11 protein-coding genes are annotated in these 12,935 nt (G+C 59.1%); all 11 read left to right on the forward strand.

Features of this window, described 5'->3' with window-relative positions; genetic code table 11:
* The first annotated feature begins 17 nt into the window (after positions 1-17).
* The 11 genes from EDE09_RS10345 to EDE09_RS10395 all read left to right on the forward strand — a co-directional run bounded on the left by EDE09_RS10345 (position 18) and on the right by EDE09_RS10395 (position 12,934).
* Positions 18-791 carry a DeoR/GlpR family DNA-binding transcription regulator gene (locus EDE09_RS10345; protein WP_105371230.1) on the forward strand — a complete coding sequence of 258 codons (774 nt, stop codon included), beginning with the start codon at positions 18-20 and terminating at the stop codon, positions 789-791.
* Positions 792-900: 109 nt separating this feature from the next.
* The gene (gene glpD, locus EDE09_RS10350) at positions 901-2,415 is read left to right on the forward strand and encodes a glycerol-3-phosphate dehydrogenase (RefSeq protein WP_132410222.1); all 1,515 of its coding nucleotides are present in this window, start codon (positions 901-903) and stop codon (positions 2,413-2,415) included.
* Between the two features lie 42 nt (positions 2,416-2,457).
* Positions 2,458-3,534, forward strand: coding sequence for an ABC transporter ATP-binding protein (locus EDE09_RS10355; protein WP_112797667.1), 1,077 nt, complete (start codon positions 2,458-2,460; stop codon positions 3,532-3,534).
* Between the two features lie 14 nt (positions 3,535-3,548).
* The gene (locus EDE09_RS10360) at positions 3,549-4,619 is read left to right on the forward strand and encodes an ABC transporter ATP-binding protein (RefSeq protein WP_132410224.1); all 1,071 of its coding nucleotides are present in this window, start codon (positions 3,549-3,551) and stop codon (positions 4,617-4,619) included.
* 4 nt (positions 4,620-4,623) lie between these two features.
* Positions 4,624-5,490, forward strand: a complete 867-nt coding sequence (locus EDE09_RS10365; RefSeq protein WP_105371227.1) for a sugar ABC transporter permease — start codon at positions 4,624-4,626, stop codon at positions 5,488-5,490.
* A 13-nt stretch (positions 5,491-5,503) separates the two neighbouring features.
* On the forward strand, positions 5,504-6,331 hold the full coding sequence (locus tag EDE09_RS10370; RefSeq protein ID WP_132410226.1) for a carbohydrate ABC transporter permease: 828 nt from the start codon (positions 5,504-5,506) through the stop codon (positions 6,329-6,331).
* A gap of 15 nt (positions 6,332-6,346) precedes the next feature.
* Positions 6,347-6,628, forward strand: coding sequence for a DUF2160 domain-containing protein (locus EDE09_RS10375; protein ID WP_105371225.1), 282 nt, complete (start codon positions 6,347-6,349; stop codon positions 6,626-6,628).
* A gap of 76 nt (positions 6,629-6,704) precedes the next feature.
* Positions 6,705-8,435 carry an ABC transporter substrate-binding protein gene (locus EDE09_RS10380; protein ID WP_132410228.1) on the forward strand — a complete coding sequence of 577 codons (1,731 nt, stop codon included), beginning with the start codon at positions 6,705-6,707 and terminating at the stop codon, positions 8,433-8,435.
* A gap of 216 nt (positions 8,436-8,651) precedes the next feature.
* Entirely contained in the window at positions 8,652-10,502 is a 1,851-nt protein-coding gene (locus tag EDE09_RS10385; protein WP_132410230.1) for a type I secretion system permease/ATPase, read from the forward strand.
* Positions 10,489-11,805: an HlyD family type I secretion periplasmic adaptor subunit gene (locus EDE09_RS10390; RefSeq protein WP_132410232.1), complete on the forward strand. Its 1,317-nt coding sequence runs from the start codon at positions 10,489-10,491 to the stop codon at positions 11,803-11,805. The genes EDE09_RS10385 and EDE09_RS10390 overlap by 14 nt, the downstream gene beginning before the upstream one ends.
* 88 nt (positions 11,806-11,893) lie before the next feature.
* A complete protein-coding gene (locus EDE09_RS10395) occupies positions 11,894-12,934 on the forward strand; it encodes a LacI family DNA-binding transcriptional regulator (RefSeq protein ID WP_112797677.1) in 1,041 nt (346 codons plus the stop codon).
* The last annotated feature ends 1 nt before the right edge of the window (position 12,935 follow it).

The following is a 12,935-nucleotide window of genomic DNA, read 5'->3' on the forward strand; positions in this document are numbered from 1 at the left end:
AAATATTGGGGGTTCATATGCATCTAACCGAACGTCAGTCGAAAATCGTAGCACTGGCCAAGTCCGCCGGGCGGGTGCTTGTCGAGGAACTGGCGGGCGAATTCCAGGTGACGCCGCAAACGATCCGCAAGGATCTCAACGATCTTTGCGCGGCGCAGCTTCTGACGCGTATCCACGGCGGGGCCACCTTCCCGCGCGGAACGGAGAACGTGCGCTATGATGCGCGCCGCCAGATCGCCGCTGCCGAAAAGCAGGCGATCGGTATCGCCGCGGCCGGGCTCATTCCCGACAATGCCTCCCTCTTCATCAATATAGGTACGACGACGGAGGCCGTCGGGGAAGCTCTGGATCACCATCAGGAATTGATGGTGATCACCAATAACATAAATGTTGCCAATCGCTTACGCCTACTTGACGACATCGAAGTGGTGATCACCGGCGGCGTCGTGCGCCAATCCGATGGCGGTATCGTCGGAGAAGCGGCAGTTGATTTCATTCGTCAGTTCAAGGTGGATTTCGCGGTGATCGGAGCTTCGGCGATCGATTCGGATGGCGCCCTTCTGGACTACGATTTCCGGGAGGTGAAGGTAGCGCAGGCCATCATCGCCAACGCGCGTCATGTCATCCTGGTCGCGGACTCGACGAAATTCGAGCGCACAGCTCCTGTGCGCATCGCACAAATTTCCCAGGTTCATACCTTTATCACCGATCAATGCGACTCTCCTTCAATCCGCGATATCTGCCAACAGAGTGGTGTTACCATCATTGAGACGGCGAAAGAAAACCAATAATCTTTTGGTGCATTTGACATTCGTTTGACATTCGGAAAATTTCGTTCTTAATGGAATGGCTTTCGAAAAAGTCGAGGCGCTCCTTGGTGGCGACTCGAAGTGGGGGAGAATGAGCGAGATTATCCACGATATCTTCGTGATCGGCGGCGGCATCAACGGGTGCGGCATAGCCCGCGACGCCGTTGGGCGCGGCTATTCGGTCGCGCTTGCGGAAATGGATGACTTTGCCTCCGGGACGTCTTCGGGAGCCACCAAACTCATCCACGGCGGTTTGAGATATCTCGAGCATTACGAATTTCGGCTGGTGCGCGAATCGCTGATGGAGCGCGAGGTGCTTTGGGCGATGGCGCCGCATATCATCTGGCCGATGCGTTTCGTCCTTCCCTATCACAAGGGCGGGATAAGGCCGGCCTGGCTCATTCGCATGGGCCTCTTTCTTTACGATCACCTGGGCGGGCGCAAGCGGTTGCCTCCGACGGCTGTCCTCGACATGCGGACCGATCCGGCAGGCAAGCCCCTCAAGGCGCTCTTCACCAAGGCTTTCGAATATTCCGACGGCTGGGTGGACGATGCCCGCATGGTCGTTCTCAACGCGCGTGATGCGGCTGACCGTGGCGCGCTTATCCTGCCGCGCACGAAGGTCGTGGCTGCCAGGCGCGAGAACTCGATCTGGACCGTCGACACCGTCGATGTCGTCTCGGGCCGGACGCAATCGCATCAGACGCGCATGCTCATCAATGCCGCAGGCCCCTGGGTCGATGACGTGATACGCTCCGCCTTCGGTCAGAATGCGGCCCACAACGTCCGCCTCGTCCAGGGCAGCCATATTGTGGTGCGGAAGAAATTCGAAGATCCGAGAGCCTATTTCTTTCAGAATCCCGACAACCGCATCATCTTCGCCATACCCTATGAGGATGATTTCACGCTGATCGGCACGACCGACCGTGATTACCATGGCGACCCCAAGGACGTACACATTTCCGAGGAGGAGACGGAATATCTGTGCAAGGCGGCCAGTGAATATTTTCGCGAGCCCGTCACGTCGGGTGATATCGTGTGGACCTATTCGGCCGTGCGCCCGCTTTTCGACGACGGTGCCTCGAAGGCCCAGGAAGCCACCCGTGATTATGTGCTGAAGCTCGACCTGGAGAACGGCGCGCCCTTGCTCAATGTGTTCGGCGGCAAGCTGACCACCTATCGGCGCCTGTCGGAACATGCATTGGAGAAGATCGGTGAGGCTATTGGAACCAAGGGACAGTCCTGGACCGCCGATAGCCGTCTTCCAGGTGGTGATTTTGCCGTCGACGCCTATGAGGCCGAGGTCAAACGGCTTATGCAGCGCCACGCATTCCTGAGCGAAGGGCATGCCCGCCGCCTGGTGCGCCGTTACGGAACGAAGGCGCAGGTCATCCTTGATGGCGTGAATGGTGCCGAGGGGCTTGGCCGTCATTTCGGCAGCAATCTTTATGAAGTGGAAGTGCGCTATCTCGTCGATCAAGAATGGGCGATGACGGCGCAGGATGTACTCTGGCGCAGGACCAAGGAAGGACTGCGTCTTACCGAACAAGAAGCGAAATCTTTGGAGGAGTACATGGCTGCCATACCGGCAAGAATGGTCGGTTAGGCAGGCATGTGGTCCCCGTTGCGAGGAGGCACGGGAGCCTGAATGCTGGAATTGCGAAACGTGGCCAAGATGGTGGCGGGAGATTATCATATCTACCCGACCGATCTTGCCTTTGAACGAGGCACGCTCAATGTCCTGCTCGGGCCGACGCTGGCGGGCAAGACATCGCTGATGCGATTGATGGCCGGCCTCGACCGGCCGACGAGCGGCTCGGTCTTCTTCGACGGCGCCGATGTCACAGGCGTGCGCGTGCAAGAGCGCAACGTGGCAATGGTCTATCAGCAGTTCATCAACTATCCGGCTCTGACCGTCTACGAAAACATAGCCTCGCCACTGCGCATCGCGGGCAAGGATTCCGCATCGATCGACAAGGCCGTGCGCCAGGCGGCGGAACTCCTGAAGCTCACGCCCTATCTCGATCGTACGCCTCTCAATCTTTCCGGTGGGCAGCAGCAGCGAACTGCACTGGCTCGTGCGCTCGTCAAAAATGCCAGCCTCGTCCTGATGGACGAGCCGCTTGCCAACCTCGATTACAAGCTTCGCGAGGAATTGCGCGAGGAGTTGCCGAAGATCTTTGCCCAGTCGGGAGCCGTTTTCGTCTACGCTACGACTGAGCCCTCGGAGGCGCTCCTGCTCGGCGGCAATACGGCGACACTTTCCGAGGGACGGGTGACGCAGTTCGGAAAGACGATAGACGTCTATCGCAGGCCCGCGGATCTCGTGACCGCCAAGACATTTGCCGATCCACCGCTCAATTTCATCGACGTGATCAAGTCCGGCGCCGTCTTTCGCCACCAGGATGTCGACCGCTTGCCCGTCCCTTCACATCTGTCCGAAATCCCGGACGGAGCGATGACGGTGGCCTTTCATCCTCATCATCTGGGACTTACCCGGCAAACGGAGGATGCCGCACCATTGAAGGCGGTCACGCAGATCTCCGAAATCACCGGTTCGGAGAGTTTCGTGCATCTGGATTATAATGGCGCGCGCTGGATCATGCTGGCGGCGGGCATTCACGAGATCGATCCGGATACGCAAGTCGACCTTTTCCTCGACACGCGTCACCTGATGGCCTTTGGCAGCGACGGCCGGGCCATTGCCGTCAATGCCGTGGCCTAGGCGGGAGGAAAACTATGGCTCGCATCACACTCGATCATATTCGCCACGCTTACGGTTCCGCTCCGAAGTCTCCAAAGGACTATGCGCTGCGCGAAGTTCACCACGAATGGAATGACGGCGGCGCCTATGCGCTGCTTGGGCCATCCGGCTGTGGCAAGACAACCCTGTTGAACATCATTTCCGGACTGCTTCAACCGTCCGAGGGACGCATTCTGTTCGACGGCAAGGATGTGACATATCTGTCAACCCAGGCCCGCAATATAGCGCAGGTTTTCCAGTTCCCGGTCATCTATGACACGATGACGGTCTACGACAACCTGGCCTTCCCTTTGCGCAACCGTGCAGTGCCCGAGGCGGAAGTCGATCGGCGCGTTCGCGAGATGCTGGAGATCATCGATCTTTCGGGATGGGCAAAGCGCAAGGCCCAGGGATTGACCGCCGACCAGAAGCAGAAGATTTCGCTCGGCCGGGGTCTCGTCCGAAATGACGTCAATGCTATCCTGTTCGATGAACCGCTCACTGTCATCGACCCGCATATGAAATGGGTGCTGCGCTCGCAGTTGAAACGGCTGCACAAGCAATTCGGTTTCACCATGGTCTACGTCACGCACGACCAGACGGAGGCGCTGACCTTCGCCGACAAGGTGGTGGTCATGTATGACGGCCAGATTGTCCAGATCGGAACGCCTGCCGAGCTTTTCGAGCGTCCGACCCACACGTTCGTCGGCTATTTCATTGGCTCTCCGGGCATGAACGTCATGCCGGCACGCATCGAAGGCTCGACCGTCGTCGTCGGGGGCGAGACGATCGCTCTTGATTATTCCCCGCAGATCAATGCCGGCGACCGCGCCGAGCTTGGCATTCGCCCGGAATTCATTCGCATTGGCCGGGAGGGCATGCCGGTTGCGGTGAACCGTATCGAAGACATCGGGCGTCGAAGGATCGTCCGGGCGGATTTCCAGGGCCAGCGGATCGCCATCGTCGCATCCGAGGATGCCGAGATTCCGGCAGAGCCGCGCATCACCTTCGATCCCGCAGCCATCAATATCTACGCCAATTCCTGGCGCGTCGGCAGGGAGGCCTGAACTCATGCAAAAGACATGGAACAATAAAGCGTGGTTTCTGGTCCTGCCGGTTCTCGTGCTTGTCGCCTTTTCAGCGGTCATCCCGCTGATGACGGTGGTGAACTACTCGGTACAGGACACGTTCGGCAATAACGAGTTCTTCTGGGCCGGCACCGACTGGTTCCTGGAGATTTTGCATTCCGATCGCTTTTGGGAGGCACTGCAGCGCAACCTGTTCTTCTCCTTCGTCATTCTCGCCCTGCAGATACCGCTCGGAATTTTCATCGCGCTCAACATGCCCAAAAGCGGCATTGGCGTGCCGGTCTGCCTTGTGCTGATGGCGCTGCCGCTGCTCATTCCCTGGAACGTCGTCGGTACCATCTGGCAGGTCTTTGGCCGTGTCGACATCGGCTTGCTGGGCTATACGTTGCGGGCCCTGGGTGTTGATTACAACTACGTCCGCGATCCTCTCGACGCGTGGATCACGATCATCGTCATGGATGTCTGGCACTGGACCAGCCTCGTCGTGCTGCTCTGCTATGCCGGTCTCGTTTCCATTCCCGACGCTTATTACCAGGCGGCCAAGATCGACGGTGCGTCGCGCTGGTCGGTATTTCGTTACATCCAGCTTCCGAAGATGAAACGCGTACTGCTCATCGCTGTACTGCTGCGCTTCATGGACAGTTTCATGATCTATACCGAACCGTTTGTCGTGACCGGTGGTGGTCCTGGCAATTCGACCACCTTCCTTTCGATTGACCTGGTCAAGATGGCTGTCGGGCAATTCGACCTCGGACCGGCGGCCGCCATGTCGATCATCTACTTCCTCATTATCCTGCTGCTCTCATGGATCTTCTATACCGTGATGACCAGCAGCGACGCGAACGGTTGAGGGGAGAGCGCCAATGGCCGAGACAACCAAATTTAAGCCTGCCGGAAACCTCTCCTGGCTCGTATCGACCCTTTACATCCTCTTCCTGCTTTTGCCGATCTACTGGCTCATCAATATGAGCTTCAAGGAAAACGCGGAAATCACCGGTGCCTTTTCGCTCTGGCCGCAAAATCCGACGCTTAGAAACTACAGCGTGATCTTTACCGATCCGTCCTGGTACAACGGATATATCAATTCCATCATCTATGTCGTGCTGAACACGATAATCTCGGTATCGGCCGCGCTGCCGGCTGCCTATGCGTTTTCCCGCTACCGTTTTCTGGGCGACAAGCACCTTTTCTTCTGGCTGCTGACGAACCGCATGGCTCCGCCGGCAGTCTTCGCCTTGCCGTTCTTCCAGCTCTATTCGGCTTTCGGTTTGATCGATACACACATTGCGGTCGCTCTCGCCCATTGCCTGTTCAACGTGCCGCTGGCGGTGTGGATCCTGGAAGGGTTCATGTCGGGCGTGCCGAAGGAGATCGACGAGACGGCCTATATCGACGGCTATTCCTTCCCGCGGTTCTTCGTGAAGATATTCATGCCGTTGATCGCGTCGGGGATCGGCGTTGCCGCCTTCTTCTGCTTCATGTTCTCCTGGGTCGAGCTCCTGCTCGCTCGCACGCTGACGACAACTGCCGCAAAGCCGATCTCCGCCATCATGACCCGCACGGTTTCGGCCGCCGGCATGGACTGGGGGGTGCTGGCCGCGGCAGGCGTTCTGACCATCGTTCCGGGAGCGCTGGTGATCTATTTTGTCCGCAACTACATCGCCAAGGGCTTTGCGCTCGGCCGCGTTTGAGGAGGAGAATTACCTATGACCTTTTCCTGGATGGCCTGGACGCTGCCGACGGCGCTGTTTTTCCTGTCGATCCTCGCGCTTTTGATCGGCATGAGCGTTTGGGAATATTTCGCTCCAGGCGGTTCGCCGCGCGTAGGGATTCTCCGCTTCGAGACGACTCGTGGAGACCGGCTGTTCATTTCGCTGCTCGGGGCGGCATTCATTCATCTCGCATGGTTGGGACTGATTGGTCCCAACCTGTGGTGGGCTCTTGCCATAGCCGTGGTTTACGCAATCGGCGTTTTCCGCTTTGTCTGAGGCAAGCTGATACGGTGTCCGGATGTACCGGCCATCTTCTAACTGAACGTGCACTCGCAAACTCTGGGAGGATATCATGCGACGGCATCTTATGACGACAACAGCGGCAATGCTGCTGGCAATGACGGGTTCGGCTTTCGCGGGCATGAACGAAGCCAAACAGTTTCTGGGCAAGGAAATCGGCGACATGTCGACGCTTTCCAGCGCCGAGCAAGAAAAGGAAATGCAGTGGTTTATCGATGCGGCGAAGCCTTTCGCCGGCATGGACATCAAGGTGGTTTCGGAAACGATCACCACACATGAATACGAATCCAAGGTGCTGGCGCCGGCTTTCACGGCCATCACCGGCATCAAGATCACCCACGACCTGATCGGCGAAGGCGACGTGGTTGAAAAGCTGCAGACGCAGATGCAGTCGGGCGAAAACATCTATGACGCCTACATCAACGACTCCGACCTGATTGGCACCCATTGGCGCTATCAGCAGGCGCGCAGCCTGACCGACTTCATGGCGAAGGAAGGCAAGGACGTCACCAACCCCAACCTCGACATCGACGATTTCATCGGCAAGTCCTTCACCACTGCACCGGACGGCAAGCTCTATCAGCTTCCGGACCAGCAGTTCGCCAACCTCTACTTCTTCCGCTACGACTGGTTCAACGACGAGAAGAACAAGGCGGACTTCAAGGCCAAGTACGGCTATGATCTCGGTGTGCCGGTCAACTGGTCGGCCTACGAAGATATTGCCGAGTTCTTCACCGGCCGCGAGATCGACGGCAAGAAAGTCTATGGCCATATGGACTACGGCAAGAAGGACCCATCGCTCGGCTGGCGATTCACCGACGCCTGGCTCTCTATGGCCGGCAACGGCGACAAGGGCATCCCGAACGGCAAGCCGGTCGACGAGTGGGGTATCAAGGTCGATGAGAAGTCGCGTCCGGTCGGCTCTTGCGTCGCACGCGGCGGCGACACCAATGGTCCTGCGGCCGTCTACTCGATCCAGAAGTACCTCGATTGGATGAAGGCCTATGCGCCGGCGGCTGCCCAGGGCATGACCTTCTCTGAATCCGGTCCGGTGCCGTCGCAGGGCGAAATCGCCCAGCAGATGTTCACCTATACGGCCTTTACCGCGGACTTCGTGAAGGAAGGCCTGCCGGTCGTGAACAAGGACGGCACGCCGAAGTGGCGGTTCGCTCCGTCACCGCATGGCGTTTACTGGAAGGACGGCATGAAACTCGGCTATCAGGATGCCGGTTCCTGGACGCTGATGAAATCCACGCCCGACGACCGCGCCAAGGCCGCCTGGCTCTATGCGCAGTTCGTTACATCGAAGACTGTCGACGTGAAGAAGAGCCATGTTGGCCTTACCTTCATCCGCCAGTCGACACTCGACCACAAGTCCTTCACCGACCGTGCGCCAAAGCTCGGCGGCCTGATCGAGTTCTACCGCTCGCCGGCGCGCCTGCAATGGTCGCCGACCGGTACAAACGTTCCTGACTATCCGAAGCTTGCCCAGCTGTGGTGGCAGGCGATCGGCGACGCGTCCTCCGGCGCCAAGACCGCTCAGGAAGCAATGGACTCGCTTTGTGCCGAACAGGAGAAGGTTCTGCAGCGTCTCGAACGCGCCGGCGTTCAAGGCGATGCGGGTCCGAAGCTCGCCGAAGAGCATGACCTCGAATATTGGAACAAGGATGCCGTGGCGAAGGGTAACCTCGCACCGCAGCTGAAGGTTGCAAACGAGAAAGAGAAGCCTCTGACGGTCAACTATGACGAACTCGTCAAGAGCTGGGCGAAAGCAACCAAGTAGAGGCAGCTTTCAGATCCGTCGCGAAATTGTCCTTCCCGGTCGCCCGGGAAGGACAATTTGTTTTGTCTGAAAGAGGAGACGCAATCTCGCGGAACGGTCCTCGGTGTCGTGAAAACGACGAATTGCTTGATCAATTCTGATAGCTATGCTTCGATTGTCTCAACTGGCATTGGCGCTTGCACTCGGCAGGCCCTTGTTTTCTAGCCCGGGAATTGGATGTCTGGATCATTTAATGCTGTTCCGCTGCAGCGTCGCACTGCGGCGGATGCGTTCCCGCTGAAGCAGAGCATTGTCAGCATTGCTGTGATCAGCGGTATCGTCAATATCCTGGCCCTGACCTCGCCGTTGTTTATGCTTCAGGTCTATGACAGGGTGCTTGCAAGCGGCAGCGTCCCGACGCTGATCGGTCTTGCCGTGCTTGCGACCGGCCTTTACGCCTTTCAATCCATGCTCGACGTCATCCGGGCTCGGGTGCTCCTGCGGATAGGAGAGGGCTTCGATCTGCGGCTCTCAGGCCGGGTCCACGACGCCGTGACCCGCTTGCCTTTGCTGACCCGCATGCCGGGCGACGGTCTGCAGCCCTTGCGCGACCTCGACAATGTCCGCGGCTTTCTCTCAGGCAATGGCCCGACGGCCTTTTTCGACCTGCCCTGGATGCCGCTCTACCTGGCGATCTGCTTTCTTTTTCACTTCTGGATTGGCGTCACGGCCCTTGCAGGCGCAATCATCCTCGTATGCCTGACCTTGCTCACCAATGGTCTGTCAAAAAAGGCGATACGTGATGCCATATCCTCGAATATGGCCCGTAACGGCCTCTTGGAGGCTGCCCGTCGCAACGCCGAAGTGGTGCAGGCGATGGGGATTGGTCGGCGGATTGCCGCGCGCTGGCAACTGGCCAATGCGGACTATCTGGCCGCCAACCGCAAGGCAGGCGATGTCGCCGGTGGATTTGGCAGCATTTCCAGGTCGTTGAGGATGGTGCTGCAATCGGCCATTCTTGCCGTGGGTGCCTATCTTGTCATTACGCAGCAGGCGACCGGCGGTGTGATGATCGCCAGTTCGATCATGATGGGTCGTGCGCTTGCGCCCGTCGATCTCGCCATAGCAAGCTGGAAGCCCTTCCTGATGGCGCGGCAGAGCTGGACGAGGCTGAAGGATCTTCTGGCGAAGGTTCCGGAAACTGCTTCGATGACGGCGCTGCCGGTTCCGGAAAAGGAGTTGCGCGTGGAGGGCGTGACCGTCATGCCTCCGGGCGAGAGAAAGCCGACCGTGGCGGGACTGGGCTTTGCAGTTGCTGCTGGGAGCGCATTGGGAATCATCGGCCCCTCGGGCTCGGGCAAATCAACGCTGGCGCGCGTGCTCGTGGGGGCATGGGTCCCTGCCGGCGGCAAGGTCCGGCTGGACGGCGCAAGCCTCGATCAGTGGGATGTCGAAGCTCTCGGACGTCACATCGGCTACCTACCTCAGGGCGTGGAGCTGTTCGACGGCACGATCGCGGAGAATATCTCCCGGTTCGAGGATGACGCCGATGCGCAGGCCGTGGTCGCCGCCGCTAAGGCCGCGGGAGCCCATGAGCTTATCTTGCGTTTCGATCAAGGTTATGAGACGCGGATTGGCGAGGCGGGGTCGGCGCTTTCGGCCGGACAGCGCCAGCGTATCGGACTTGCCAGGGCGCTTTACCGCGATCCCTTCCTCGTCGTTCTTGACGAGCCCAACGCGAACCTGGACGCCGAGGGCGAAGCCGCAGTGATCAGGGCTATCGCCTCGGTTCGCCAGAGAAGGGGCATTGCGATCGTGGTCGCGCATCGTCCAAGCGCCATTGGTGCGGTTGATCTGGTGCTGATGATGGAGGCTGGCCGCCAGAAAGCTTTCGGACCGAGGGACGAAGTGCTGTCGCAGGTTCTCAAGGCCACGCCGGTGTCGCCGCCCGCAAACGCGGGCTTTCCCGCAACTGGTGCCGCCGTGACGCCGCTGCGTGTGGTTGCAAGTCCTTTCCGCCCCGCCGCGAGCGATGAAAGCAAGACTGGATCTGAAAATGGTTCGGAGGAATCCGATGTCAAACGTTGATCGCCTGACCGGCGAGGTCACGGGTTCCATTCGACGGCATATGGCGGTTGGCCTGTTTACCAGCGTGTTGATGGTAGGTGGCGCAGGCGCCTGGGCTGCCGTGACGAATTTGTCCGGTGCGGTGGTCGCTTCAGGACATTTCGTGGTCAACTCCTATGTGAAGAAAGTCCAGCATCCCAAAGGCGGGGTCGTGGGCGAAATTCTCATTCGCGAGGGGGACGAAGTCGCCGCGGGTCAGATTGTCATGCGGCTCGATGCGACGCAGACGCGTGCGAACCTCGCAATCGTCACAAAACGGCTGGACGAACTGTCCGCCAGAATGGCGCGGCTGGAAGCCGAGCGCGACGATCTTGATACGATCATATTTCCCGATCCGCTGACGACGCGAAGCAACGATCCGAATGTCGCCTCGGCGATGCGGAGCGAGACGCGCTTGTTCGAATTCAGGAAGCAATCGAGGGAAGGAAAGAAAGCGCAGCTTCGCGAACGCATCGCCCAGTTCGAACATGAGATCGAAGGGTTGAAGGCGCAGGAAGCAGCCTACCAGCAAGGGATCGAGGTATTGAACAAGGAAATCGCCTCCCTGGGCGGTCTGCGCGAGCAGGGTATCGTATCGGATCAGCGCTTGAACAGCTTGAGAACACAGGTCGCGACTTTCGGGGGCGAACGGGGAGAGAAGGTTGCCTATCAGGCACAGGCAGCGGGCCGCATCACCGAAACAAGGCTTCAGATTCTCCAGGTCGATCAGGATCTGAAGGCGGAAGTCGGACGCGAACTGAGGGAGGTACAGGCCCAGGTCGGCGAGTATATCGAGCGAAAGATTGCCGCCGAGGACGAATTGAAGCGCGTGGACATCATTGCACCGCAATCCGGCATCGTCCATCAGCTTGCCGCGCATACGATTGGCGGGGTCATTTCACCGGCCGATCCGGTCATGCTGATCGTCCCGGAAGGCGACGATCTGGCATTGGAGGTGCAGATTGCGCCGAAGGACATCGATCAGATCCAGCTTGGCCAGAAGGCGGTCCTGCGGATGTCCGCCTTCAACCAGCGGACGACCCCCGAACTGATAGCCCATGTCAGCCGGATTGCCGCCGACCTGACCACGGATGAGCGGAATGGGTTGTCCTTCTATCTGGTGCGTCTCTCTGTTACGGCGGAGGAAATGAAGAAACTCAGGGACCTTTCGCTCGTTCCCGGGATGCCGGCCGAGGCGTTGATCCAGACTGAAGACCGCACCGCTCTTTCCTATCTGCTCAAGCCGCTCTCAGACCAGATCAATCGGGCCTTTCGTGAAGAGTGACGGGGACGACAAAGAGCTCGGCGTTCAACTTGCATAAGGTCTCTGCGAAGTATCAGACGAGTGTCGGGAAGCGTTAAGCGGTGCGGATGTGAAAGCGAAGATCGGATTGAAAGATGTCGCGCTCGACGCAGGCGTATCCCTCAGCACTGCCTCGCATGTCTTGAACGGCACTGCCCCCATTTCCGTCGAGGTGCGGGATCGCGTGCTGAATTCCGCCCAGCGGCTGGGTTATCTCGAGAAACGGAAAAGCCGCGCGACGATCGCAACATTGAGGACAATCCTTTTGGCTGTGACCAGCGATGCGGCGCCGCGCAGCGATCTCAATCTGGTCAGCTGGACGATGCTCAATGGTTTGCGCCAGGAATGCGAGCGGCGCAGCATTCGCTTCGTGCCGTTGGTCAGTGCCAGCAACCGGATCGACCCGGCGGAGGTGCGTCGATCGGCTGAGGCGGAGAAGGTGGATGGCATCGTCGTTCTCAACGACGATCGGCCCGAACTTATCCGCAGTCTGGCGGCGCTTCAGACGCCGCTCGTCATCCTGAACGGCGAGGATCCCTCCATGCTGGTGGATACGGTGACGGGGGAGAATCGGTTCGGAGCTCGTCAGGGGGCGGAACATCTCCTTTCACTCAGGCACCGGCGGATCATGCACTTGACCTGGAAAGGGCGGACGACCATTCGGCGGCGATATGACGGGTATACCGATGCACTGCTTGCCGCAGGTATTCCCATTTCGCCGGACATGGTCATCGAGGCGGAGGGATTCGAGCCGGTTCAGGGCGAAAAAGCCATTGCGAGAATTTTGGCCGAAGACCGCGATCTGCGCGGTGCCACGGCGATCTTCTGCGCAGCCGATAACCTTGCTCTTGGCTGTCTGAAAGCGCTTTCCGACGCAGGCATTCGAGTGCCTGAGGATGTTTCGGTCCTGGGCTTCGACAATATTATCCTTGGCGAATTCAGCTCGCCGCCGCTTTCGACCGTTCAGTTGCCGAGTGATCGCCTTGGTGCCGCTGCACTCGGGTTGCTGGAGCAGCGGCTGCTGGCCAATGATCCTCTACGCCCCGCTCACCGCCTGGAACTCGGCTGCCGCCTGGTGTTGCGGGGCAGCGTTCAGCCCCTCCGCCGCTGAA

Origin of the sequence: Neorhizobium sp. S3-V5DH (genome assembly GCF_004343065.1) — a bacterium.
GTDB lineage: Bacteria > Pseudomonadota > Alphaproteobacteria > Rhizobiales > Rhizobiaceae > Neorhizobium > Neorhizobium huautlense.